General features: G+C 71.1%; 23 protein-coding genes. 13 read left to right on the top strand and 10 right to left on the bottom strand.

The window, feature by feature from the left end; translation table 11 throughout:
* Position 1 precedes the first annotated feature (1 nt).
* The 6 genes from hpnH (at position 2) to ACIQMV_RS16100 (ending at position 6368) form a co-directional block, all read left to right on the top strand.
* On the top strand, positions 2–1024 hold the full coding sequence (gene hpnH, locus ACIQMV_RS16125) for an adenosyl-hopene transferase HpnH (protein ID WP_141356268.1): 1023 nt from the start codon (positions 2–4) through the stop codon (positions 1022–1024).
* Positions 1025–1028: 4 nt separating this feature from the next.
* On the top strand, positions 1029–2204 hold the full coding sequence (gene ispG / locus ACIQMV_RS16120) for a flavodoxin-dependent (E)-4-hydroxy-3-methylbut-2-enyl-diphosphate synthase (protein WP_402593255.1): 1176 nt from the start codon (positions 1029–1031) through the stop codon (positions 2202–2204).
* Between the two features lie 30 nt (positions 2205–2234).
* Positions 2235–4172, top strand: coding sequence for a 1-deoxy-D-xylulose-5-phosphate synthase (gene dxs, locus ACIQMV_RS16115; protein WP_398225270.1), 1938 nt, complete (start codon positions 2235–2237; stop codon positions 4170–4172).
* Positions 4169–5551, top strand: coding sequence for an aspartate aminotransferase family protein (locus ACIQMV_RS16110; protein WP_402593254.1), 1383 nt, complete (start codon positions 4169–4171; stop codon positions 5549–5551). Before dxs ends, ACIQMV_RS16110 begins: the two co-directional genes overlap by 4 nt.
* 74 nt (positions 5552–5625) lie before the next feature.
* On the top strand, positions 5626–6249 hold the full coding sequence (locus ACIQMV_RS16105) for a helix-turn-helix domain-containing protein (protein ID WP_402593252.1): 624 nt from the start codon (positions 5626–5628) through the stop codon (positions 6247–6249).
* Complete coding sequence (locus tag ACIQMV_RS16100) at positions 6246–6368, top strand: DUF6126 family protein (protein WP_141356258.1); 123 nt, start codon at positions 6246–6248, stop codon at positions 6366–6368. Before ACIQMV_RS16105 ends, ACIQMV_RS16100 begins: the two co-directional genes overlap by 4 nt.
* Before the next feature lie 19 nt (positions 6369–6387).
* Here ACIQMV_RS16100 and ACIQMV_RS16095 read toward each other — a convergent pair whose 3' ends face one another.
* On the bottom strand, positions 6388–7185 hold the full coding sequence (locus ACIQMV_RS16095; RefSeq protein WP_402593250.1) for a tyrosine-protein phosphatase: 798 nt from the start codon (positions 7183–7185) through the stop codon (positions 6388–6390).
* Between the two features lie 174 nt (positions 7186–7359).
* Here ACIQMV_RS16095 and ACIQMV_RS16090 point away from each other — a divergent pair, with 174 nt between their 5' ends.
* Positions 7360–9432, top strand: a complete 2073-nt coding sequence (locus tag ACIQMV_RS16090) for an alpha-galactosidase (RefSeq protein WP_402593249.1) — start codon at positions 7360–7362, stop codon at positions 9430–9432.
* 154 nt (positions 9433–9586) lie between these two features.
* Positions 9587–10372: an SGNH/GDSL hydrolase family protein gene (locus ACIQMV_RS16085; RefSeq protein WP_402593521.1), complete on the top strand. Its 786-nt coding sequence runs from the start codon at positions 9587–9589 to the stop codon at positions 10370–10372.
* Positions 10373–11441: 1069 nt separating this feature from the next.
* Here ACIQMV_RS16085 and ACIQMV_RS16080 read toward each other — a convergent pair.
* A complete protein-coding gene (locus ACIQMV_RS16080) occupies positions 11442–12086 on the bottom strand; it encodes a carboxymuconolactone decarboxylase family protein (RefSeq protein ID WP_401782676.1) in 645 nt (214 codons plus the stop codon).
* Between the two features lie 126 nt (positions 12087–12212).
* Between ACIQMV_RS16080 and ACIQMV_RS16075 the strand changes: the two genes are divergently transcribed.
* The 4 genes from ACIQMV_RS16075 to ACIQMV_RS16060 all read left to right on the top strand — a co-directional run bounded on the left by ACIQMV_RS16075 (position 12213) and on the right by ACIQMV_RS16060 (position 15952).
* The gene (locus tag ACIQMV_RS16075; protein WP_402593246.1) at positions 12213–13421 is read left to right on the top strand and encodes an MBL fold metallo-hydrolase; all 1209 of its coding nucleotides are present in this window, start codon (positions 12213–12215) and stop codon (positions 13419–13421) included.
* A 302-nt stretch (positions 13422–13723) separates the two neighbouring features.
* A complete protein-coding gene (locus tag ACIQMV_RS16070; RefSeq protein WP_141356250.1) occupies positions 13724–14017 on the top strand; it encodes a LysR family transcriptional regulator in 294 nt (97 codons plus the stop codon).
* A 115-nt stretch (positions 14018–14132) separates the two neighbouring features.
* The gene (locus ACIQMV_RS16065; protein WP_402593244.1) at positions 14133–14633 is read left to right on the top strand and encodes a cobalamin B12-binding domain-containing protein; all 501 of its coding nucleotides are present in this window, start codon (positions 14133–14135) and stop codon (positions 14631–14633) included.
* Positions 14630–15952: a methylaspartate mutase gene (locus ACIQMV_RS16060; RefSeq protein WP_402593242.1), complete on the top strand. Its 1323-nt coding sequence runs from the start codon at positions 14630–14632 to the stop codon at positions 15950–15952. The genes ACIQMV_RS16065 and ACIQMV_RS16060 overlap by 4 nt, the downstream gene beginning before the upstream one ends.
* 688 nt (positions 15953–16640) lie before the next feature.
* Here ACIQMV_RS16060 and ACIQMV_RS16055 read toward each other — a convergent pair.
* The 6 genes from ACIQMV_RS16055 to ACIQMV_RS16030 all read right to left on the bottom strand — a co-directional run bounded on the left by ACIQMV_RS16055 (position 16641) and on the right by ACIQMV_RS16030 (position 22211).
* Positions 16641–17108, bottom strand: coding sequence for a flavin reductase family protein (locus tag ACIQMV_RS16055; protein WP_141356246.1), 468 nt, complete (start codon positions 17106–17108; stop codon positions 16641–16643).
* Between the two features lie 86 nt (positions 17109–17194).
* On the bottom strand, positions 17195–18265 hold the full coding sequence (locus ACIQMV_RS16050) for a MupA/Atu3671 family FMN-dependent luciferase-like monooxygenase (RefSeq protein WP_141356245.1): 1071 nt from the start codon (positions 18263–18265) through the stop codon (positions 17195–17197).
* A gap of 177 nt (positions 18266–18442) precedes the next feature.
* Entirely contained in the window at positions 18443–19237 is a 795-nt protein-coding gene (locus ACIQMV_RS16045) for an ABC transporter permease (RefSeq protein WP_141356243.1), read from the bottom strand.
* Between the two features lie 15 nt (positions 19238–19252).
* Positions 19253–20404, bottom strand: coding sequence for a class I SAM-dependent methyltransferase (locus tag ACIQMV_RS16040; protein ID WP_141356241.1), 1152 nt, complete (start codon positions 20402–20404; stop codon positions 19253–19255).
* 47 nt (positions 20405–20451) lie between these two features.
* Complete coding sequence (locus ACIQMV_RS16035; RefSeq protein ID WP_141356239.1) at positions 20452–21240, bottom strand: ABC transporter permease; 789 nt, start codon at positions 21238–21240, stop codon at positions 20452–20454.
* Entirely contained in the window at positions 21237–22211 is a 975-nt protein-coding gene (locus ACIQMV_RS16030) for an ATP-binding cassette domain-containing protein (protein WP_402593238.1), read from the bottom strand. Before ACIQMV_RS16030 ends, ACIQMV_RS16035 begins: the two co-directional genes overlap by 4 nt.
* A gap of 310 nt (positions 22212–22521) precedes the next feature.
* On the opposite strand from ACIQMV_RS16030, the gene ACIQMV_RS16025 reads away from it, so the two are divergent.
* Positions 22522–23055, top strand: coding sequence for a DUF3995 domain-containing protein (locus tag ACIQMV_RS16025; RefSeq protein ID WP_402593236.1), 534 nt, complete (start codon positions 22522–22524; stop codon positions 23053–23055).
* A gap of 19 nt (positions 23056–23074) precedes the next feature.
* On the opposite strand, the gene ACIQMV_RS16020 is transcribed toward ACIQMV_RS16025, so the two are convergent.
* Together ACIQMV_RS16020 and ACIQMV_RS16015 are read right to left on the bottom strand one after the other, a co-directional pair.
* Positions 23075–23863, bottom strand: a complete 789-nt coding sequence (locus tag ACIQMV_RS16020) for a thioesterase II family protein (protein WP_376504507.1) — start codon at positions 23861–23863, stop codon at positions 23075–23077.
* Positions 23860–25131: a cytochrome P450 gene (locus tag ACIQMV_RS16015; RefSeq protein ID WP_402593234.1), complete on the bottom strand. Its 1272-nt coding sequence runs from the start codon at positions 25129–25131 to the stop codon at positions 23860–23862. Before ACIQMV_RS16015 ends, ACIQMV_RS16020 begins: the two co-directional genes overlap by 4 nt.
* Positions 25132–25173 lie beyond the last annotated feature (42 nt).

Here is a 25173-nt window from a genome sequence, read left to right as displayed (position 1 = left end):
GATGGCCATGCCGCTGCGCCAGTCCGTCAAAGTCGCCACATACTTGGCCGAACAGAAGCTGCGCAAGCGGGACAAGTTCCCGCTGATCGTCGAGCTTGAGCCGCTCTTCGCCTGCAACCTCAAGTGCGAGGGCTGCGGCAAGATCCAGCACCCGGCCGGAGTGCTCAAGCAGCGCATGCCCGTCGCCCAGGCGGTGGGCGCGGTACTGGAGTCGGGTGCGCCAATGGTGTCCATCGCGGGCGGCGAGCCCCTGATGCACCCGCAGATCGACGAGATCGTACGGCAGCTGGTGGCCAAGCGGAAGTACGTCTTCCTGTGCACCAACGCGCTGCTGATGCGCAAGAAGATGGACAAGTTCAAGCCGTCCCCCTACTTCGCCTTCGCGGTGCACATCGACGGGCTGCGGGAGCGGCACGACGAGTCGGTGGCGAAGGAGGGCGTGTTCGACGAGGCGGTGGAGGCCATCAAGGAGGCCAAGCGGCGCGGCTTCCGGGTGACCACCAACTCCACCTTCTTCAACACCGACACCCCGCAGACCGTCGTCGAGGTGCTCAACTTCCTCAACGACGACCTCAAGGTCGACGAGATGATGATCTCGCCCGCCTACGCCTACGAGAAGGCGCCCGACCAGGAGCACTTCCTGGGCGTGGAGCAGACCCGGGAGCTGTTCAGGAAGGCCTTCGCGGGCGGCAACCGGCGCCGCTGGCGGCTCAACCACTCGCCGTTGTTCCTCGACTTCCTCGAGGGCAAGGTCGACTTCCCGTGCACCGCGTGGGCGATCCCGAACTACTCGCTGTTCGGGTGGCAGCGCCCCTGCTACCTGATGAGCGACGGGTACGTGCCGACGTACCGGGAACTCATCGAGGACACCGACTGGGACAAGTACGGCCGGGGCAAGGACCCGCGGTGCGCCAACTGCATGGCGCACTGCGGCTACGAGCCCACCGCCGTGCTGGCCACCATGGGATCGCTGAAGGAGTCCCTGCGCGCCATGCGCGAGACGGTCTCCGGAAACCGGGACTGACGCCATGACGGCCATTCCCCTGGGCGTCCCCGAGGTACCGGCCCGACCGATCGCCGAGCGCCGCAAGAGCCGGCAGATCCAGGTCGGTTCCGTGGCGGTGGGCGGGGACGCGCCGGTGTCGGTGCAGTCGATGACGACGACGCGTACGTCGGATGTCGGCGCCACCTTGCAGCAGATCGCGGAGCTGACGGCTTCGGGTTGTCAGATCGTGCGGGTGGCGTGTCCGACGCAGGACGACGCGGACGCGTTGGCGACGATCGCGCGGAAGTCGCAGATCCCGGTGATCGCGGACATTCACTTCCAGCCGAAGTACGTGTTCGCGGCGATCGAGGCGGGCTGTGCGGCGGTGCGGGTGAATCCGGGCAACATCAAGCAGTTCGACGACAAGGTGAGGGAGATCGCCAGGGCGGCGAAGGACCACGGCACGCCGATCCGTATCGGGGTGAACGCGGGTTCTTTGGACCGGCGGCTGCTGCAGAAGTACGGGAAGGCGACTCCGGAGGCGCTGGTGGAGTCGGCGCTGTGGGAGGCGTCCCTGTTCGAGGAGCACGACTTCCGGGACATCAAGATCTCGGTCAAGCACAACGACCCGGTCGTGATGATCGAGGCGTACCGGCAGCTCGCCGCCCAGTGCGATTACCCGCTCCACCTCGGCGTGACCGAGGCCGGTCCGGCCTTCCAGGGCACGATCAAGTCGGCTGTCGCCTTCGGTGCGCTGCTCTCCGAGGGCATCGGCGACACCATCCGGGTGTCGCTGTCCGCGCCGCCGGTCGAGGAGGTCAAGGTCGGTATCCAGATTCTGGAGTCGCTGAATCTGCGGCAGCGTGGTCTGGAGATCGTCTCCTGTCCGTCCTGCGGCCGGGCCCAGGTCGATGTGTACAAGCTGGCCGAGGAGGTCACGGCGGGTCTGACCGGTATGGAGGTGCCGTTGCGCGTCGCGGTCATGGGCTGTGTCGTCAACGGTCCCGGTGAGGCCCGTGAGGCCGACCTCGGGGTCGCCTCCGGCAACGGCAAGGGGCAGATCTTCGTCAAGGGGCAGGTCATCAAGACCGTTCCGGAGTCGAAGATCGTGGAGACCCTGATCGAGGAGGCCATGAAGATCGCCGAGCAGATGGGGAACGACGACGCCGCGTCCGGCGGCCGCACCGGCACGGGGACACCGACAGTCACAGTGGGTTGAAGTACGGCACGGACCGAGAGGGGGCCCAGCGTGACCATTCTGGAGAGCATCCGGGGACCACGCGACCTGAAGGCGCTGTCCGAGGCGGAACTGGGTGAACTGTCCGACGAGATACGCGAGTTCCTGGTGCAAGCGGTCGCCAGGACCGGCGGCCACCTCGGGCCCAACCTGGGCGTGGTGGAACTCACCGTCGCACTGCACCGGGTCTTCGAGTCGCCGGTCGACCGGATCCTGTGGGACACCGGTCACCAGAGTTATGTGCACAAGCTTCTGACAGGACGTCAGGATTTCTCCAAGCTGCGCGGCAAGGGAGGGCTGTCCGGCTACCCGGCACGGGAGGAGTCCGAGCACGACGTCATCGAGAACAGCCACGCCTCCACGGCGCTCGGCTGGGCCGACGGACTCGCCAAGGCCCGCCAGGTGCAGGGCGAGAAGGGACACGTCGTCGCCGTCATCGGGGACGGCGCGCTGACCGGCGGCATGGCCTGGGAGGCGCTGAACAACATCGCGGCCGCCAGGGACCGGCCGCTGATCATCGTCGTCAACGACAACGAGCGGTCCTACGCGCCGACCATCGGCGGCCTCGCCAACCATCTGGCCACCCTGCGCACCACCGACGGATACGAGAAGGTCCTCGCCTGGGGCAAGGACGTCCTCCAGCGCACCCCGGTCGTCGGCAACACCCTCTACGAGTCGCTGCACGGCGCGAAGAAGGGCTTCAAGGACGCGTTCGCACCGCAGGGCATGTTCGAGGACCTGGGGCTGAAGTACCTCGGCCCGATCGACGGACACGACATCAAGGCCGTCGAGTCGGCGCTGCGCCGGGCCAAACGCTTCCACGGCCCCGTCCTGGTCCACTGCCTCACCGAGAAGGGCCGCGGCTACGAACCCGCCCTCGCCCACGAGGAGGACCACTTCCACACCGTGGGCGTGATGGACCCGCTCACCTGCGAGCCCCTCACCCCCGCCGGCGGGCCGTCCTGGACCTCCGTGTTCGGCGACGAGATCGTGAGGATCGGCGAGGAGCGGGAAGACGTCGTGGCGATCACCGCAGCCATGCTGCACCCGGTGGGCCTCGGCAAGTTCGCCGAGCGCTTCCCGGACCGGGTGTGGGACGTGGGCATCGCCGAGCAGCACGCGGTCGTCTCGGCCGCGGGGCTCGCCACCGGCGGTCTGCACCCGGTCGTCGCCGTCTACGCCACCTTCCTCAACCGCGCCTTCGACCAGCTCCTGATGGACGTGGCCCTGCACCGCTGCGGGGTCACCTTCGTCCTGGACCGGGCCGGAGTGACCGGCGTCGACGGGCCCTCCCACAACGGCATGTGGGACATGTCCGTACTCCAGGTCGTACCCGGCCTCAGGATCGCCGCGCCGCGTGACGCCGACCAGCTGCGGGCCCAGCTGCGCGAGGCCGTCGCCGTCGACGACGCGCCGACCCTGGTCCGTTTCCCCAAGGAGTCGGCCGGCCCGCGGATCGAGGCCACGGGCCGCGTCGGCGGCATGGACGTGCTGCACCGGGCGGAGCGGTCCGACGTGCTGCTGGTCGCCGTCGGCGTGATGGCGCCCGTGTGCCTCCAGGCCGCCGAACTGCTCCAGGCGCGGGGCATCGGCTGCACCGTCGTCGACCCGCGCTGGGTCAAGCCCGTCGATCCGGCGCTGCCGGGCCTGGCCGCCGGGCACCGGCTGGTGGCCGTGGTCGAGGACAACAGCCGTGCGGCCGGTGTCGGCGCCGCGGTCGCCCTGGCCCTCGGTGACGCCGAGGTCGACGTACCGGTACGGAGGTTCGGAATCCCGGAACAGTTCCTCGCGCACGCCAAGCGCGGGGAGGTACTGGCCGACATCGGGCTCACCCCGGTCGAGGTCGCCGGACGGATCGGCGCGAGCCTGGCCGTGCGGGAGCAGGCCGGGACGATCCCGGCGCAGGAGGGCGCCGGGGCCGTCATGGCAGTCAAGGAGACAACCGAATGACCACGGAGTTCGACCTCGGCGCCCTGCTGTCCGAGCGCGGCGCCGAGCGTTACGAGCTGCACACCAGGCACCTCAACCACCAACTGCCGCGCATGCTGCACACCATCGGCTTCGACAAGGTCTACGAGCGGGCCGAGGGCGCGTACTTCTGGGACGCGGAGGGCGACGACTACCTGGACATGCTCTCCGGCTTCGGGGTGATGGGCCTGGGCCGCCATCACCCCGTCGTCCGCAAGGCGCTGCACGACGTGCTGGACGCCCAGCTCGCCGACCTCACCCGCTTCGACTGCCAGCCGCTGCCCGGGCTGCTGGCCGAGCGGCTGCTCGCGCACAGCCCGCACCTGGACCGGGTGTTCTTCGGCAACAGCGGCACGGAGGCGGTGGAGACCGCGCTGAAGTTCGCCCGCCGCGCCACCGGCAGGCCGCGGATCCTGTACTGCGAGCACTCCTTCCACGGCCTGACCGCCGGCTCGCTGTCCGTCAACGGCGAGGAGGGCTTCCGGGACGGGTTCGCCCCGCTGCTGCCCGACACCGCCGTCCCGCTCGGCGACCTCGACGCGCTCGAGCGGGAGCTGAAGAAGGGCGACGTGGCCGCCCTGATCGTCGAGCCGATCCAGGGCAAGGGCGTGCACGAGGCCCCGCCCGGCTGGCTGCGCGCCGCGCAGGAGCTGCTGCGCCGGCACAAGGCGCTGCTCATCGCCGACGAGGTGCAGACGGGCCTGGGCCGCACCGGCGATTTCTACGCCTACCAGCACGAGGACGGGGTCGAGCCGGACCTGGTCTGCGTGGCCAAGGCCCTGTCCGGCGGATATGTGCCGGTGAGCGCGACCCTCGGCAGGGACTGGATCTTCAAGAAGGTCTACTCCTCGATCGACCGGGTGCTGGTCCACTCGGCGAGCTTCGGGTCCAACGCCCAGGCCATGGCGGCGGGGCTGGCCGTGCTGTCCGTGATGGAGAACGAGCAGATCGTGGCCAACGCGCGGGCCACGGGCGAGCTGCTCAAGTCCCGGCTGGCGGCGCTCACCGACCGGTACGAGCTGCTCGCCGACGTGCGCGGCCGGGGCCTGATGATCGGCATCGAGTTCGGCCGGCCGAGGTCGCTGAAACTGCGCGGGCGCTGGACCATGCTCCAGGCGGCCCGCAAGGGACTGTTCGCGCAGATGGTGGTCGTCCCGCTGCTGCAACGGCACCGTATCCTGACCCAGGTCTCCGGCGATCACCTGGAGGTGATCAAGCTGATCCCGCCGCTGGTCATCGGGGAGGCGGAGGTCGACCGGTTCGTGGACGCCTTCACCGCCGTGATGGACGACGCGCACGGCGGCGGGCTGATGTGGGACTTCGGAAAGACGCTGGTCAAGCAGGCCGTCGCCAACCGGTGAGCGGAGCCGGACCCGGGCTTTGCCTCTGAGGCAAGGAATTTGCCTTAGGGGCAAAGTGACGCTGGAATGGAGGTATGAACTCTCCAGAGTCCCAGCCCTCGGCGGGGCCGGCCGAGGACCTGCCCGCCGTCGCGCCGCAACTGCGTGCGCTGCGCCGCCGTGCCGCACTGACCCTGGAGGCCGCGGCCCGCGCCGCCGGACTGTCGCCCGCCCACCTCTCCCGCCTGGAGACCGGGCAGCGCCAGCCCTCGCTGCCGATGCTGCTCGCGCTCGCCCGCATCTATGGTACGACCGTCTCCGAACTGCTCGGCGAGAACGTCGCCGACCGGGACGCGGTCGTGCGCGCCGAGGACATGGAGCCGACGCGGGCCGGCGGCTGGACGTACTGGCAGGCCGGCGCGTCCGGCCGAGGGATGCAGGCCCTGCGGGTCCGTGTCCCGCACGGCTCCCAGGGCGACATCGTGCGCGTACACCCCGGCGAGGAGTGGCTGTACGTTCTCGAGGGGCACCTCAGGCTTCGCCTCGGGGACGCCACGCACCTGCTCGTGCCGGGCACCAGCGCGCACTTCGACTCGCTGACCCCGCACCGCATCGCGGCCGAGAGCCCGGACGGGGTCGAGCTCCTCTTCGTCCACACCCTGTTGCAGAGTCCCACGGCCGCGCTGTGCCTGGGCCCCCACATCGGAGACATGCCATGAGCAACCTGGAAGAGAAGTTCCCGCGCGCCCTGTGGGTCCGGCTCGTCATCTACACCGTCGTCGGGCACTTCTTCGCCGGGTTCGTCTGGTTCCTGTTCTCGGTCGGCGGCTCCAAGTGACGGCCCACGTGACGGCCCGTCAGTCCAGCAGTCGCTCGCGCAGCCGCTCCCGGGTTTCGGGAGCCAGCCGCAGCCCCCGCTCCAGATAGGAGTCGACGCCGCCCCAGGTCTCCTCGATGGTCTCCAGGGCCGCCGCCAGGTACTCGGCGCGCGCCTCGAACAGGGGGCTGAGCAGTTCCATGACCTCGGGGGAGTAGGCCGCGGCCGAGGTACCGCTGCGGTGCACCTTGTAGCGGCGGTGCTTGGCGTTCGACTCCAGGTAGTCGGCGACGATCGCGTCCCGCTCCACGCCCAGGGCGAGAAGGGTCACGGCGACCGACAGGCCCGCGCGGTCCTTGCCCGCCGCACAGTGCATCAGGACCGGGACACAGTCCTCGGCGAGCGCGTGCAGCACCCGGGAGTGCTCGCCGGTGCGCTCCTTGATGATCATGCGGTAGGACGCGATCATCCGGTGCGCGCCCTTGCCGTCGTCCAGGACGGAGCGCAACTCGTCGAGGTCTCCGTCGCGGACCATCTTCCAGAACTCGGCGCCGTCCGCCGGGTCGCTCAGCGGCAGGTTCACATGGCGCACGCCCGGCAGTTCGACGTCCGGACCCTCCAACGTGACGTCGGCCGCGTTGCGGAAGTCGAAGATCGTGTGCAGGCCCAGGGAACCGAGGAAGGACGCGTCCTCGTCGGTCGCGTGCGCGAGGTGGCCGCTGCGGAACAGCATCCCGTGCCGCACCCGCCGGCCGTCCGCGGTCGGCAGCCCGCCCACATCACGGAAGTTGCGCACTGCGGCCAGCTCGGGTTCGGTCGAGGGGACCTGCTGCGTCACGGGGACTCCTCCCTTTCGGTCCCGCCGTCACGGCGCGTCGGCGGGCACGGCTTCGACCATACGACATGGCTTCCCGGGGCAACGGGGGTTGTTCACGGGCGTTGCCCCCGCGCCCGGGCGCCTCGATGATGTCGGTGCGTGCGCGGACCTGTTCGGACCTGTGGGGGACGGAACATGCTGGAGACCGCCGACGACGGCCGCACATGGCTGCTGACCGGGCCCACGAGCGGCTACGCCGTCCATCTCACCGGGCGCGGTGAACTGCTCCACCTGCACTGGGGCCCGAGGATCACCCTCGCCGACGCCGAGGCCCTGGCCGCCCGCCCGCTGCCGGACGCCCGGCCCTTCGAGTCCCCGCTCGACGGACACGAGGAGTACCCGGTCGAGGGCGGCCCCCGCTTCGTACGGCCCGCGCTGTCCGTGTGCACCGCCGAACGGCGCGGCACCGAGTGGACCTTCGGGACGCACCGGACCGAGGGCGACGAACTGCGACTGCTCTTTCACGACTCGGGGCTGGACATCACACTCCACTACCGGATGCGCGGGGACGTCGTCGAGCGCCGGGTCACCCTCGCCAACCGGGGGCCCGAGGCCGTGGAGGTGCTGCGCGCCGACTCCGCCACCTGGACCCTGCCCGACCGCGAGGGCTGGCGGCTGTCCCAGCTGCACGGCCGCTGGGCCGCCGAGTCCCGCCTGGTGCGCACCGACCTCACCTACGGCGAGAAGGTCCTCGGCAGCCGCCGCGGCCACACCGGCCACCAGCACCTGCCGTGGGTCGCCCTGGACACCGGCGCCGGCGAGGAGCACGGCGAGGTCTACGGCTGCGCCCTGGGCTGGTCAGGCTCCTGGCGGATCGCGGTCGCCCAGCTCCCGGACGCGCGCGTGCAGATCACCGGTGGCGCCGGGCACGACGACTCGGGGCTGCTGATGCTCCCGGTCGGAGGGACGTACACCAGCCCCGTCTTCGCCGGCCTGTGGAGCGACGGCGGACACGGCGGCGCGAGCCGTGCCTGGCACGCCTACCAGCGGCGGTACGTCGTCCCCGACGCGGACCGGGACCGGCCGGTGCTCTACAACTCCTGGGAGGCCACCGGGTTCGACATCTCCGAGGAGCAGCAGGGGGCTCTCGCGCAGCGGGCGGCGGCGATCGGCGTGGAACTGTTCGTCGTGGACGACGGCTGGTTCGGCGCCCGCACCAGTGACCGCGCCGGGCTCGGCGACTGGTGGCCCAACCCCGACCGGTTCCCCGGCGGCCTGAAGCCGCTCGCCGACCGGGTGCACGGCCTCGGCATGCGGTTCGGCATCTGGGTCGAGCCGGAGATGGTCAACCCCGACAGCGACCTGTACCGCGCGCACCCCGACTGGGTGCAGCACCAACCCGGGCGCACGCGGACGGAGTTCCGCAACCAGCTCGTCCTCAACCTCGCGCGCGAGGACGTGCGCGAGCATCTGTGGGAGCGGCTGGACGGTCTGCTCTCCAGCGCTCCGATCGACTATGTGAAGTGGGACTTCAACCGCTGCTTCACCGACGCGGGCTGGCCCGGTGAGCCGTACCCGCAGCGGCTGTGGACCGACCATGTGCGGGCGCTGTACTCCCTGCTGGACCGGCTGCGGGCCGCGCACCCCGGCGTCGCCTTCGAGTCCTGCTCGGGCGGCGGCGGCCGGATCGACCTCGGCGTCCTGTCCCGAACGGACCAGGTGTGGACCTCCGACAACACCGATCCGCTGGACCGGCTCGCCATCCAGCACGGCTTCAGCCAGATCCATCCCGCGCGGGTCATGGCCGCCTGGGTCACCGACAGCCCGAACACCATGCTCAACGGGCGGTCCAGCACGCTGCGCTTCCGCTTCGTGAGCGCCATGGCGGGCGTGCTCGGAGTGGGCGGCGACCTCACCCGGTGGACGGAGGAGGAACTGGCCGAGGCCCGCGACTGGATCGGCCTCTACAAGGAGATCCGGCCGGTGGTCCAGCGCGGCGACCTGTACCGGCTGCGGGCCCCGCGGGGCGGGCTGAGCGCGGTGCAGTACGTCCTCGGCGACGACACCGTCGTCCTCGCCCTGCTCCAGGCGCAGCACCACGGCGAGCCCGTGCCCGGGCTGCGGCTGCGCGGACTGGACCCGGCGTCGTCGTACGCGAGCGGGGACACCGGGGAGGTGCACCGGGGTGCCCTGCTGCTGCACCACGGGCTGCGCACCGGGCTGCGGGGCGACTTCGACGCGACGGTCGTCCGGCTGCGGCGGGTCTGAGAGGCCCGTGTATTCCTGTTATTCCCGCCGGGCGCGATCGGCCGAAGTGGCTTTTCTCACCGACCGTCAACCCCTTCCTACGGTCGCGTAGGTCACATTCGAAGGTGAATCATGGGCCGACGTGGCAGACGATTCGAAGAGTGACAGCAGATCAGTGATCGGGTCGTACGCGGCGGTGGGGGACAGCTTCACCGAGGGCGTCGGCGACCCCGGCCCCGACGGGGCGTTCGTCGGCTGGGCCGACCGCTTCGCCGTCCTGCTCGCCGACCGGCGGCCCGAGGGCGGCTTCCAGTACACCAACCTCGCCGTGCGCGGGAAGCTGCTCGACCAGATCGTGGCGGACCAGGTCTCCCGGGCCGTCGAACTCGCCCCCGACCTGGTCTCGTTCTGTGCCGGCGGCAACGACATCATCCGCCCCGGCACCGACCCGGACGACGTGGCCGAGCGCTTCGAGAACGCGGTCTCCAGGCTCGCCGCCGTCTCGGGCACGGTCATGGTGACCACCGGCTTCGACACGCGGGGCGTGCCCCTGCTCAAGCACCTGCGCGGCAAGATCGCCACGTACAACGGGCATGTGCGGGCCATCGCCGACCGCTACGGCTGCCCGGTGCTCGACCTGTGGTCGCTGAAGGCCGTCCAGGACCGCCGCGCCTGGGACGGCGACCGCCTGCACCTCTCGCCCGACGGGCACACGCGCGTGGCGCTGCGCGCCGGCCAGGTCCTCGGACTCGACGTCCCGGCCGATCCGGAGCAGCCCTGGCCGCCGCTGCCGCCCCGCGGCACGCTGGAGGTCCGCCGCGACGACGTGCACTGGGCGCGCGAGTACCTGGTGCCGTGGATCGGCCGCCGACTGCGCGGCGAGTCCTCCGGCGACGACGTGACAGCCAAGGGCGCCCTGTCCCCCGACGCCATCAGGACCCGAATCGCTTCGGTGGCCTGAACCCACAGAGACCCCACGCCTCCCGCACCCGGACCTGGCGCCTGGACGTACCCGCGTCCGCCCCCCTCCGCTCACGGGAGCCCGGACCGCATCCGGCCCCGCTTGCGGGAGCTTGGGCCGCATCCGGCTTTGGCGCGGGGGTCCGCCTCGCCGTTCGTCGGCTGGGTGGCCATTTCGTCCGGTGGGGGTCCGGTGGGGCGGTCGTACGCGGGGTGGGATCACCGGGTTCCGGGCGGCGGCTCGCTCGGCCGTCACCCACTCCTCCGCTTCCGGGCCGCTGACGGCCGCCGTGCCCGGCCGCATCCGGCCCCGGTGCGGGAGTCCGCCTCGCCGCTGTCAGTCACGGGGCCGTTCTGTCCGGCGGGGCCGTCGTACGCGGGGCGGCACCGCCGGGATCCGGGCGGTGGGTTCGCCCGGCCATCACCCACTCTCCGCGTCGGGGCCGCTGTCGGCCGCCTCGTCCGGCTGCGTCTGGCCGCGGGCGTGGGAGTCCGCGCCGCCGCTCGTCGGCTGGGTGGCCGTTCCGTCCGGCAGCGTGGTGGGACGCGGGGTGGGACCGCGGGGGTCCCGGACGCGGAGCTCGCCAGCCGCCGGCCCCTGTGCGTCGGGCCGGTGACGGCCGCCTGGTTCGGCCGTACCCGGCCGTGGGGGCGGGGAGCCCGTCGGCCGCGGGGCCGTCCCTTCCGGGAAGCCGTGGGACGCGGGGTGGCACTGCGGGGATCCGTGGGACGCGGGGTGGCACTGCCGGGATCCGTGGGACGCGGGGTGGCACTGCCGGGATCCGAGGGCGGAACGCGGCAGCCGTCACCCACTCTCCGCGCCCGAGCCGGTGACGGCCGTCGCCCGGCCGTGGGCGGGAGCCCGGCCGCCGTCCCAGGCCCACGGCCGTCCCGTCCGGCGGCGCTTCCGGGATGCGGGCGGCGGACGCGTCTGCCGCCCACCCTTCGCGCCGGGCCGGTGACGGCTGCCTTCCGGTGGCTGCGGGAGGCCCCGGGCGTCCAGGCTCGTTCCGCCCCTCAGTCCTCGGCCCCGGCAGCGCGGGGCGCTCTCGTCGGGGCCGCACGCGTGGTCAGGGCGAGACCCGGCCCTCGGCGTCCTTGGCGGGACCGGGGTGCCTTGTCGGCGCGCTGTCCGTGGCCCGTGCGGATTCCGGGACCTCGCAGGAGTCCTTGAAGCCCTGACTCGTCAGACCCAGCGCGGAGTTCATGCGTGAGCGCAGGTTCTCGACCGCGACCACCGCCGTCAGTTCGACCAGGGCCGGCTCGCCCAGTCGGTCGCGCAGGCGGGCGGCCAGGTCGTCGTCGACCGTGGGCGGCGTGGCCGTCATGGCCTCGGCGTACGCGAGGACGTCGCGCTCCAGCGGCGTGTAGGCGTCGCTGTCCCGCCACGCGGGGACGTCGTGCAGCTTCTCGGGTGCCATCCCGTGCTCGCGGGCGACCCAGTAGCCGAAGTCCATGCACCACGAGCAGCCGATCGCGGCGGCCGACGCCATCTCGGCGAGCGCCTTCAGATCGGGGTCGAGCCTGTTCCACTTGGCCAGCGACTGCTCGAACCGCAGATCGCTCCACAGGACCCGCGGATTGTGCGCGAGCGCCCGGGCGGGGTCCAGCACCTTGCCGTAGACGCGCCTGCTGTACCACTCGACGAGGCGGAACAAGCGGGTGCGGGGTGGGGTGAGCGAGACGCGGGCCATGGCGGCCACCTCCAGTTGCATCGGTTCCGTGAGCACCTCGCGGGTGCCTGCACCGGTACGACGGACGGGAGCGCGCCGGTGTGACATCCGGGCCGTCGGAGGGGCCCGACATAATGGAAAGCCTGACCGACTCCACCTGGAGGTAGCGTGGCAGGATTCCGTCCTTCGAACCCGGGGCTCCGTGCACTGCGGCCCGAAGCCTTCGGCGCCGACCCCAGCGGAGAGCGCATGGCGCGCATCCGCAGATCACCCCACTTCAAGGACGGCGTCTTCCAGAACCCCGGGGGTCCCGCCCGGACCCGGCCCTCCGGCTCGACGCCGGCCTTCGCGAGGCGCTACCTCGACAAGGACGAGCGCAGGCGCCGCGCCCCGCGCGGCACCGTACCCATGCACGCCACCACGCTCGCCGACCTGGCGAAGCCCGCGGCCACCGGTCTGCGGCTGACCTGGATGGGACACTCCAGCGTCCTCGCGGAGATCGACGGGCAGCGGGTGCTGTTCGACCCCGTGTGGGGAGAGCGCTGCTCACCGTTCCCCTTCGCAGGGCCCCGCCGGCTGCACCCGGTGCCGCTGCCGCTGGCCGCGCTCGGCCCGGTCGACGTCGTCGTCATCTCCCACGACCACTACGACCACCTGGACCTGCCCACCATCAAGGCGCTGGCCGGCACGGACACCGTCTTCGCCGTGCCGCTCGGCGTCGGTGCCCACCTGGAGCACTGGGGCGTGTCCGCCGACCGCCTGCGCGAACTGGACTGGCACGAGGCCACCAAGGTCGGCGGGCTCACGCTGACCGCGACCCCCGCCCGCCACTTCTGCGGCCGGGCCCTGCGCAACACCCAGCACACCCTGTGGGCCTCCTGGGCCGTCGCGGGCGAGGAGCACCGGATCTACCACAGCGGTGACACCGGCTACTTCGACGGCTTCCGTCAGATCGGAGCGGACCACGGCCCGTTCGACGCGACGATGATCCAGATCGGCGCGTACTCCGAGTTCTGGCCGGACATCCACATGACGCCCGAGGAAGGGGTCCGTGCCCACCTCGACCTGCAGGGGAACACGCCGTCCGGCGTGCTGCTGCCGATCCACTGGGGCACCTTCACCCTCGCCCCGCACGCCTGGGCCGAGCCCGGCGAGTGGACGAAGGACGCCGCCGAGGAGGCGGGACAGGCAGTGGCGCTCCCGCGGCCGGGGGAGCCCTTCGAACCCGCGGGCAAGGTGCCCGCGGAGCCGTGGTGGCGACCGGTGTCCGCGCCCCTCTCCCATCCGTGGCGCAGCGCCAGGGGGCCGGAGGCCGCGCCGACCGTCCCGGCCGCGCCGACCGCCCCGGGCGATCTCGACCTCGCCGGCGAGCGGTGACGCCGGGTCCGGGTGACCTCTTCGCCGGAAATCTCTGAGAAATCCCGGACCGAGTTCGTCCCCTTCCTCCACCTCGATGCAGAAATTCGGCGACTTCGGCTGCGTGGCAATGCCGACTATGCGTGGAAGCGCATGTCGCATGCCGCGCAGTCGGCTGAAATACCTAAACCTCACTGACCAGGCAAAGCTCCACAGATCCAGTTTTACACCTGCCGTGGCAGCTTCCTGCAAGCGCCGTACCCTGCCAAGGAATCGCATGTTAAAGTTTCGGCACTTGATAATCTGTTAACTGTGAGGCGATTATGCACGAACGCGAGTTGCGCGCTTTTGTCGCGATTGCCGAAATAGGCCGAATGGATCTCGCAGCCAAGAAGCTCGGATACTCGCAACCGGCAATAAGTTACCAGATCATATGCCTTGAGCGATCTTTGGGTATCAAGCTGTTCACCCGGAATTCAGGCGGCACCACTCTGACCCGAGAAGGACAGATGATCCTGTCCTCGGCGCGCGCGACTCTGATGCTGATCGAGAACATCAAGAGAGAATGCATGGAATTCAGCAGAGCGCCCGTGGCCGTCACGAGCCTGGTGCCCTGACGCCCGACCCGGCTCCCCACGACCACCTCGATCCCGGAGTGCCGACCCGGCCGCCGCAACCGGCCCCCGGATCGAGCACCGGGCGATGCCGCCCACGTATGCACAAGGGAGAACCGTGGCACAGCGGGAAAAGGAAATCGTCGGCGTGGGCACGTTCCCGGCCCCCGGGGACCGGGGCACCGTGGTGGTGTCGGGCCTGGCGAGCGACGCGCACACGTGGAACCTGGTCTATCTCCAGCTGGTCATCGAGGAACTCGGCTACCGCGTGGTCAACCTCGGGCCCTGCGTGCCGGACGACGTACTGGTCGCCGAATGCCGCCGGATCGATCCGGCGCTGGTCGTCATCGGCAGTGTCAACGGGCACGGCCGCACCGACGGCCTGCGCGCGGTCGCCCGGCTGCGCGCCTGCCCGGGACTGGCCGCCACGCCCATGGTGATCGGCGGCAAGCTCACGGTGTCCGACGAGAACGTGGGCCGGCACGCGCGGGCCCTGGTGGCTGCGGGCTTCGACGCGGTCTTCCCCGACCAGGCCTCGGACGCGGCCGACTTCACGGCGTTCGTCGCCTCGCTCCCGCCCGCCCCGCAGCCGGCGCTGAGCGCGGGGAGACCTCGGTGACGGCCCTGGTACCGAGACGGTCCGCCCACACGCAGCCGGGATTCGGCGCCTTCGTCCGCGCGCGGGCGCAGGCCGGCGCTCTCGTCGTGCAGCCGCGGATGGGTTTCGGTGATCCGGAGCGGATGCGGGCGGGACTGGCCGCCACCAAGGCGGCCGAAGGGCACACCGTCGGCACACTGACCCTGGACAGTTACACCAGGGTCGGCGATCTGGCCGCGATCCGCCACGCCCGGCACGAGGGCCTGCCGCTCAACGGCTACCCGATCGTCAGCCACCGCGACGCCACGACCCGGGCGATGCTGGCCGGTGTCCGGGACGCCGGCTTCCCTGTACAGGTGCGGCACGGATCCGCCCTGCCCCAGCACATCTTCCGCAAGCTGATCGCGCTGGGCCTGGACGCGACCGAGGGCGGGCCCGTGTCCTACTGCCTGCCCTACGGGCGTACCCCGCTGGCCGAGTCGATCGCGGCCTGGCGGCAGTGCACGGAACTTTTCTCCGGGCTGCGTGACCAGGGCGCCGAACCGCACCTGGAGACCTTCGGCGGCTGCATGATGGGCCAACTGTGCCCGCCCAGCCAGCTGGTGGCGCTCAGCGTGCTGGAGGCGCTGTTCTTCCGCGCCTACGGCTGCCGCAGCGTCTCGGTGAGCTATGCCCAGCAGACGCACGCCGGCCAGGACGCCGAGGCCGTGTTCGCGCTGCGCCGGCTGTGCGCCGAGCTGCTGCCCGACGTGGACTGGCACGTGGTCGTCTACGCCTACATGGGGGCGTACCCGGTCACCGAGCCCGGTGCGTACCGGCTGCTCGGCCAGGCCGCCGAACTGGCGGTGCGGACCGGCTCAGAGCGGCTCATCGTCAAGACCGTCGCCGAGTCGCGGCGGATCCCCACCATCGCGGAGAACGTGGCCGCCCTGGAGTACGCGGCGCGGGCGGCCGAGACGGTCCGGCCGGTGCCCGCCCCGGACACGGACACGCAGACGTACGCGGAAGCGCTGGCGCTCGTCGAAGCGGTGCTGAACCTGCACGCCGATCCCGCTCGCGCGCTGCTGCTGGCCTTCGAACGCGGCTATCTCGACATCCCGTACTGCGTGCATCCGGACAACCGGGGCCGTACGCGCAGCCGACTGGACGAGGAGGGCAGGCTGTGCTGGGCCGAGATCGGAGCGCTGCCGCTGACGCGTCTGGTGCGGACCGGGCAGGGCCGTGAGGTGACCGCGGCGGGTCTGCTGGGGGATCTCTCCTATCTGCGGCGCAAGTTGGACCGGGAGGCGGCGGTTCACGACCGCGCCGCCGCCGCGGTGACGGCCTCAGATCCGAGGTGACGGGGACGGGGCCGGCGGCGTCGGCCGGCTGCGGCGGCAGGCGGGAACCCGGCCCGGTCGGCCGTCCGCGGCGCCCGGTGGGAACGCCGGCCATGCCGCCCCGTCCGCGCCGCGGCGCCGTCCGCCCGGGGGCGCGTCCGCGCAGGGTGCGCATACCTCTGCCGGGCGTGCGGTGCTGTGCGTGACCCGCAGGGCGTATCCGCGCCGGGTGTGACCGCAGGGTCTGCCCGTGCCGGGAGTATCCCTGCCGGGCGTGCGGGTGCTGCCGGGTGTTTTCCACTGGGCGTTTCCGTGCCGGGCGTGACCCGCAGGGCATGTGCGCGCCGGACGTGAACCCCAGGTGCGACCGTGCTGGGCGTTTCCGTGCCGGGCGTGACCCGCGGGGCGTTCCGTGCTGGACGTGCCGTGGTGGCCGCGCGAGGGGCGTTTCAGTGCCGACGTGACCCCCGGGTGTGACCGTGCCGGGCGTGACCCCGGGCGTGACCGTGCTGGGCGTATCCGCGCCGGGCGTGACCCGCAGGGCGTGTCCGCGCCGGGCGTATCCCGCAGGGCGTGTCCGCGCCGGGCGTATCCCGCAGGGTGTGCCGGTGCCGGGCGTGCCGACCCCTGTCGGGAGTGCCCGTGCCGGACGTGACCCCCGGGGTGTGACCGTGCCCGTGCCCGGTGTGGCGTGCCGGGTTGTGTCGTGTCAGGCGGGGTCCGGAGCCGTTTGGGGCCAGGCGGCGAACCGCCGGCGGCCGTAGAGCAGCGGCGTGCCGTCGGCGCAGTCGGTGCCGAACACCTCGCCGAATACGACGACATGGTCGCCGACGGCCTTGGCGTCGGCCACCCGGCAGGCGGCGAACGCGACGGTGTCACCGCCGAGCCGGGGGAGTCCGGCGCTGCCGACCGGTTGCCACGGCACGTGCTCGAAGTGGCTGAGCGAAGAGTCGGCGAACAGGCGGGCGACGCCCCCGGCGTGGACCCCGAGCAGATTCACCCCGAAGAAGCCGTGGGCGCGCAGCGCGCCGAGCGTTCGGCTGGTGACCGTCAGGCAGACGGACAGGACCGGCGGATCGAGGCTGACGCTCGAGAGGGAGGAGCAGGTCATTCCGCGCGGCCTGCCGTCCGCGTCGACCGTGGTCACCACGGACACACCGGTCGGGAAGGAACTCATGAACGCGCGATACGCCCCGGCGCCGACCGGACCCGGCTCCACGTCCGTCCCCTTCGCCGTTCCGCCCGGCGCCCCGGCGCGCGCGGTCACCGCGCCTGCTCGCGTTCCCGCCACGCCTGCCTGAGCCGGTCGAGATGGGCCAGTCCGGCCAGCACCTCGTCGGTCTCCACACCGAAGTCGATCAGACAGGCGATCTCGTCCACGCCGATCTCGTACAGCCGCTCGCACATCCGCAGGCCGTCCTCGACCGTGCCGAACAGGCCGCTGGTCTCGAAGTAGCGGTCGAACGCCTGGCCGACCAGGAAGTCGATGTCCGTGGGGCTCATCTTGTTCAGATCCAGCGCGACCGCGTTCGCGCCCGCCGCCTTGGCGGCGTGGATGACCAGGTCGAAGGAGCTGGCCAGGTACTTGCTGAACGGCTCGCGGACCGTCTGCCTGACCTTCTCCCGGTCCGTGCCGACGAAGGTGTGCAGCATCAGCGCGACATGTCCGTCGCCCTCGGTCTCGTCGTGGTGGTCGCGGAAGGACTGCCGGTACTCCCCGATCCGCTTCTCCAGCACGTCGACACCCTGGCCCAGCAGGTGGGTCAGCACCCCGGCGCCCATCTCGCCCGCCTCGCGGAACGTCTGCGGGTTGCCGGCGCTGGTCAGCCAGACCGGCAACTCCCGCTGGACCGGGGGCGGGAAGACCGTCACGTCGACGCTCTCGCCCGCGCCGTCGACGAGCGTCGCGGGCTCCTGCCGCCAGAGGCTCCGGATCGCCCGCACCGAGTCGATCAGACCGGACCTGCGGGTCGGATATCCCTCCGGGCGGAGTACGAAGTCGGCGGCGTGCCAGCCGGAGGCGAATGCGATGCCGACCCTTCCCTTGGACAGGTTGTCGACGACGGACCATTCCTCGGCGATGCGCACCGGATGGTGCAGCGGGGCCACCACACTGCCGGCCCGCACCGCGACCTTTTCCGTGACCGCGGCCACCGCGGCGCCCGTCACCGCCGGATTCGGATAGAGGCCGCCGAACGCGTGGAAGTGACGTTCCGGGGTCCACACCGACGCGAAATCGTGGGTGTCGGCGAACTTGGCTCCCTCGATCAGCAGCCGGTATCTGTCGCCGGCGTCCTCCTTGTCGTTCGCGAAGTAGAAAAGGCCGAAATCCATGGCGCCTCCAGCCATCAGCGCGTGCGGTGGGTGGCCGAGCGGAAAACGGAAGTGGAGCCCGATTCCGTCCGCCTGACACGCGCAGCCTAGTCAGGGGGAAAACACCCGCTCCGGGTCAGTTCGAAAACTCTGTGGCCGGGTTTGAGAGGCGCCGTCGAGGACGGTCGCCCCTGGGGCTCACCGCATCGGTCCGGCGCGGCCGTAGGCACGCGCCGCCGCCGGAGCGGCCACGGCGATCACCAGCAGACAGAAGACGACGGCGAGCGGCGCCGCGTGGCGGTCCGGGAAACCGGCGCCGGTGGCCGTCCCCTCCGTGCCGAGCAGGTCGCGCACGGTGCTGTTCACCGCGGTCACCGGGTTCCAGCCGACCACCTGACGCAGCCAGCCGGGCAGGCCGTCCGGGGGCACGAACGCGTTGGACAGGAACGTCGCCGGAAGGAGGCACACCGGTACGACCGAGGTGACCGCCTCCGCGTTGCGGAAGGTGAGCCCCAGACAGATTCCCAGACATGAACACCCCAGGCCCAGCAGCAGTTCCAGGCTCACCGCGGCCAGCGCCGCCGTCGGCCGGACACCGACGGCCCAGCCGGCGATCCACGCGGCGGGCACCACACTGACCATCGCCACCGCGACGGGCAGCGAGTCCACGAGGATCCGTCCGGAGAGGATGGCCGCGCGGTCGACCGGAAGGGAGCGGAGCCGGTCGAACATGCCGTTCTGGAGGTCGTCGACGACGCCCAGCGCGGACAGCGCGACCGTCGAGACGGCGAGCGAGGTGACCACGCCCGCCGACACGTACGCGCCGTACTGCCCGCCGCCGGGGACCCGCATGCTGCCGCCGAACAGGACCCCGAGGCCGACCACCATCGCGACCGGCATCACGGTGAACCCGATCAGCTTCTCCGGCAGGCGCAGCAGATGCCACAGGTGCCGGCCGGCGATCGCCCGCAAGTCGCCGAGGAACTCCGCCATGTCGCCGCGGGCCGGTCAGGCGTGCCCGGCGAGCAGGATCCGGTGCATCGGGGTGTCCAGCACCGCGACCCGCCGCAGTCCGGCCGAGGCCAGCCACTGGTCGTAGTCGTTCAGCAGGAAGGCGTCACCGCCTCCGGTGGCCAGCATGGACGCGGCGAACAGCATCGCGAACCGGTCCTGGACCGACTTGGCGTCCTTCTCGTCGGTGACCAGGTGGTCGGCGATGCAGACCAGGCCGTCCCGCGACAGGGCCTCCTTGGACTTGCGCAGCAGCTCCTGCGCCGACTCGGGGGTCTGGAGATGGAAGATGTTGACGAAGACCAGCAGGTCGTGGTCGCGGCCCCAGCTCTCGGTCCAGAAGTCGCGCACCTGGACGTCGAACCGGTCGGCGACGCCGAGCCGTTCGGCCTGCGCCATGGCGATCGGGGCGATGCTCGGGGCCTCCAGGCCGGTGGCCCGCCACTGCTGGAACGCCCGCAGCAGCAACTGGCTGTACAGGCCGGTCCCGCAGCCGATGTCCAGCACGGAGGCGGGCCGGTCGGTGGGCCACTCCAGCGTCTCGAACCCGCCGCGCAGCGCCTCGACGATCGGCGGCGCCCAGAAGTTGATGCCGCGCACCAGGGATTCGTAGTTGTGCTCGGTGATCTGGTTGAGCTGGAGCCGGCCGGCCTCGTCGCGGTTGTCGCCGCGCACCGAGTCCGCCAGGTTGCGCCAGGAGTGCCAGGCCAGCTGACGGTCGTACTCGATCTTGCCGACCAGACTGAACAGCCCGTCCGGCAGCAGGCATTCGCGCATCTCCTCCGGCATCCGGTAGACCGCGGGGCCGTCCTCGGCCGGGACGCGGTCGACGATGTCGTAGGCGTACAGGCCGTCCATCAGCACCCGCATCGCCCGCGGGTTGGCGGCGCAGGCCCGCGCGAGCTGGTCGCCGGTCTTCGGCCCGGTGTTCAACTCGGCGAACACACCGAGGTCGTGCGCGGCCTCGATGACGCCGGGCGCCCACAGCGAGATCAGATGCTCGTACACCCGGTGCGCGGAGTGCACGACCTTGCCGGCACCCCGCCAGTCGGGAAGCAGTGTGGTGTCCACGAGCGGACGGACGTTGAGTTCCGGCGCGGGTGTGTCGCCCGCCTCGAAGTCAGCGGGCGTGGTGACACCAGGCGTCATCGCAGTGCTCCTTTGGGGGTAGGCGGCGCCTTGTCGGGCGAGCGGTTTCACCGGGCCGCCGCGGTCTGGTACCTGCGGGCGGCGAGCGGCATGGCCAGCGCGATCATCACCGCGATGAGGACCACGGCGACGGGGACCGGGTGAACCGAGGGGAAGGAGGTGTCCCCGACGGAGGTGGGGTTGCCGAACAGCTGGCGCAGTGCCCCGACCACCGCCGACAGCGGGTTCCACACCGCGATGGCGCGCAGCCATTCGGGCAGCCCGCTGAGCGGGATGAACGCGCTGGACAGGAACGTGAGCGGCATCATGACCATGGACATCACCGCGCTGACCGCCTCGACGTTGCGCAGGGACAGCCCGAGCAGCGCGCCGAGCCAGGCGGCGCCCAGGCCGAGCAGCAGCAGGATGCCGAAGGCGGCCAGGATGCGCGGGGCGCCGGTGTGCACCCGCCAGCCGATCAGGGAGCCGACCGCGGCCATCACGACGATGGCGATCGTGGACAGCAGCAGGTCGGAGACGGTGCGTCCGATCAGTACGGCGTAGCGGGACATGGGAAGCGAGCGGAACCGGTCGACCAGGCCGTTGCGCAGGTCGTCGACCACGCCGACCGCGGTCGTCTGCAGGTTGGCCAGCATGACCTGCGCGAAGATGCCGGCCATGATGTACTCGCGGTAGTTGCCGCCCTCGACCCGCATGGCGCTGCCGAACAGGAACCCGAAGACGATCACGTACATCACCGGCATCAGCGTCACGCTCAGCAGCCGCTCCGGCACCCGGGACAGATGCCTGAGGTGACGGCCCGTCAGGGCGAGGCAGTCGCTCAGGAACTCGCTCACGTCGCCGCTCCTTCGGTCACCGGCCGCGTCGCGGGGCCGGTCAGGGACAGGAAGACCTCGTCCATCGAGGGACGGCTGAGCCGGAAGTCGGCCACCGGGATGCCGGCCCGGACCAGTTCGGTGGCCACCGTCGCGATGCCGCCGACGCCTTCGGTCATCGGCACGGAGACCGTCCTCTTCTCCTCGTCCACGAGCGGTTCCTCGACGCCGAACCGGCTCAGCACCTTGGTGAGAGCGACGACGTCGTCCGAGGAGGAGGCGGTGACCCGCAGCCGGTCGTCGCCCACCCGGTCCTTCAACTCGTCCGGGGTGCCTTCGGCGACGACACCGCCGTCCTTCAACACCGCGATGTGATCGGCGAGTTGGTCGGCCTCTTCGAGGTACTGGGTGGTGAGCAGGACGGTGACACCGCGGCTCACCTGGGTGCGGATGACCTCCCACAGGGTCAGCCGGCTGGACAGGTCGAGTCCGGTGGTCGGCTCGTCCAGGAACAGCACCGGCGGCTCGGCGATCAGGCTGGCGGCGAGGTCGAGCCTGCGCCGCATGCCGCCGGAGTAGGTCTTCACCGGCCGGCCGGCCGCCTCGGTCAGGTCGAGCCGTTCGAGCAGCTCGTCCGCCCTGGCCCGGGTGGCGCTCCGGCCGAGGTGGTAGAGGGTGCCGATCAGCCGGAGGTTCTCCCGGCCGGTCAACCGCTCGTCCACCGCCGCGTACTGCCCGGTCAGCCCGATGCGCCGGCGGACCTCCTTCGCCTGGCGGCGCACGTCGAACCCGGCCACGGTCGCCTCGCCGCCGTCCGCGGAGAGCAGGGTGGCCAGGATGCGCACGGTCGTGGTCTTCCCGGCGCCGTTGGGGCCGAGCAGCCCGAACACCGTGCCGGCGGGGACCGACAGGTCGACACCGTTCAGCGCGTCCTTGACCTGCTTTCCACCGTAACGTTTGCTCAGCCCCTCGGCCCGAATTGCAATGTCCACGCATTCACCCCCATACGCTACGGGTTCACCGACCGCGACGGCTGCCGCATCGGCGCCGCCGACGCTAGCAGCGGCGTGGCCGGAACCGGCCCCCTCATTGAAAACTCCGATATGCACGGGGTTCGCGCCTTCGCGCCCGGTGATAGCGTGCCCGCGGTGTGCTCGCGGCTTCGAGGTGAGGATTTGAATGGTGCACGAAACATTAATTCCAGGCGAAAATGACGAGAATTCACCCGGCCGGGATCGGGGCACCGAGCTGCCGCCCCGGCCGGTCTGGGTTCACCTGGCTTTCGTTTTCACACTGCTCTTCATGCTTCTCCACGTCTACTGGGCGGTGGGCGGCACCTGGGGACTGCCGCTCCTGGCGCGCCACAACAAGTCCGCGGTGCAGGCGGTCAACTGGGTGGTGAGCGCGCTCATGCTGTTCGGCGCGCTCTTCGTCCTCGCGCTGAATCGCCGGACGGGGAGCCGAGTTCGCGCCTGGGTGCTGCTGGTGCCGATGTGGATCGCGGCGGTGGTGTGCGTCTCCCACGCCCTTTACGGATTCGTCACCAAGGCCCTGTACCTGAGCGGACACCACGGCGCGGTCGACTTCCCGGTCGTGCCCGGTGTCGGCACGGCTGAGGCGGCCGAGGCGAACCATCTCTCGGCCGTGCAGGACCTCCTGGTGTTCGAGCCGTGCTTCATGGTCCAGGGCGTGGTGCTGGCCCTGGCCGCCTGGCAGTTCATCCGCACCCGGAGCGGCCGCCGCAAGTGGTGGACGTCGTTGGCCGTGGGCATCGTGGTGATCGACGTGTTCGGCGCCCTGCTCTCGCTCGCCGGCGCGCGCTTCGCGCTCTCCTGACGCCCCCCGCGTCGCCGGTTCAGCCGGCGACGCGGGCGGCGGCCAGGTGGCCGGTCAGACGGCCGGCCAGGTCGCGGACGAGGGCTTCGGGGTCGTCCATCAGGTAGAAGTGGCCGCCGGGGTAGACGCGGTGGTCGAAGCGGCCGGTGGCGCTCACCGCCGCCCACTCCCGCAGGCCCTCGACCGGCACCTGCTCGTCCTCGCTCCCCACGTACGCGGTCACCGGGGTGGCCAGCGGGGTGACCGGGCGCGGGAGGTAGGTGCCGATCAACCGGAAGTCCGCCCGGATCGCGGGCAGTACCAGCTCCCGCAGGTCCGGATCGTCCAGCACCGTGTCGGCGTCGGGGTCGCCGAGCCGGCGTACCTCCGCCACGATCGCGTCGTCGCCGCCCAGGTGCACGCTCTTGGGCACCACGCGGTGCGGCGGCAACTGGCCGGAGACGAACAGCCGGCCCGGCGCCGAGCCGGTGCGCTGCTTGAGGCGCAGGGCCACCTCGTAGGCGACGGAGGCACCCATGCTGTGCCCGAACAGCACGAGCCTCTCTCCCGCGTAACACTGGAGCACGTCGGCGATCGGCGTGGTCAGCGCGCCCATCTCGTCGATGCACGGCTCCAGGACCCGGTCCTGACGGCCCGGGTAGCACACCCCGGTCACCTCGATGTCGTCGGGCAGCCACTGCGGCCAGTCACGGAACATGCTGGCCGCGCCGCCCGCATGGGGAAAGCACACCAGCCGCAGACGGGGGCGGGCCACCTTGCGGTAGCAGCGCAGCCACTTCGACGGGCTCACCCCGGCGGACGCGCTCACCGACGCGCTCCGTTCCCGCTCTCGTGGGCGGCCAGCGCCGTCTCGTCCGGCTGGAAACGCACCGGCAGGCTGCTCAGCCCGGTCAGGAAGTTGGAGTGGATCCGCTGCGGCTCGCCGGAGACCTCGAAGCCGGTGCTGTAGGTGCGCAGGGCGTCCAGCATCGCGTTCACCTCCACGCGGCCCAGGTACGCGCCGAGGCAGAAGTGCGGGCCGTAGCCGAAGGTGATGTGCTTGTTGGGCGACCGGTTCAGATCGAAGACGTACGGGTCGGCGAAGACCTCCTCGTCCCGGTTGGCCGAGCTGTTCCACAGTGTGACGATGTCGCCGCCGGCGATCACCTGGCCGTGCAGCTCCACGTCGGTGACCGCGCGCCGGCCGAAGTGCATCGCCGGGGTCGCCCAGCGCAGCACCTCCTCGGTGGCCGACTCCAGCGTCACCTCGCGATCGCGGAGCAACTGCCACTGGTCCGGGTGCCGGGTGAAGGTCCGCACCGCGTCGATCATGGACAGCCGGCTGGTCTCGTCGCCGCCGAGGATCAGGCTGTAGCAGTTGAGGACGATGACCTCCTCGCTCAACGGCTCGCCGTTCACGGTGCTGTTGGCGAGAACGCTGATCACGTCCTCGGTCGGCTTCGCCCGGCGTTCGGCGACCAGCTCGTTGAAGTACAGAAGGATCTCGTTGCGGGCGAGCCAGGCGTCGGTCGCCGACTGGCCCTCCTCGTTCGAACTGAGCGCGGACTTGTTGAGGTTCAGCAGGAACTCACGGTCCGCGGCGGGCACTCCGAGCAGGTCGGAGATGGTGTTCATCGGGATGTGCTCGGCGACGTCGGTGGCGAAGTCGCACTCGCCACGCCGGACGGCCTCCACCACCAGGCGGGTCGTGTTGGCGCGGACCCGGTCGGTGATGGGCTTGAGGGCCTGCGGGGAGAAGGCCTTGAGCAGCACGTTGCGCAGGTTGCGGTGCTGGGCGCCGTCAGTGACGGCGAGCATCTTGCCCGCGGCGGAGTCGCCCCCGGCGAGCAGTGTGACCAGCACGTTGCCCCGTTCGGAGGTGAGCCGCTTGTTGTCCTTGTACAGCGCCATGACGTCCGCGTACCGGCTGATCACCCAGAAACCCGGTGCGTCGCCGGTGGGCGGGTGCCAGTGGAGCGGACGCGTGGTGCGCAACCGGCGCCAGTACTCGCGGAGGTCGTTCTCCTCGAAGGTTCGGGGATCGGTCAGATCGACCGTGGAGATGTCGTCCGGTGTCGACATCGTTTGCGCAGTCATGGTTCCACCATTCGTCGTGGGCTGCGAAAGGGGATTGCGGCG

This window comes from Streptomyces sp. NPDC091412 (assembly GCF_044756885.1).
Lineage (GTDB): Bacteria > Actinomycetota > Actinomycetes > Streptomycetales > Streptomycetaceae > Streptomyces.
This window is presented reverse-complemented; position numbering and strand designations above follow the sequence as displayed.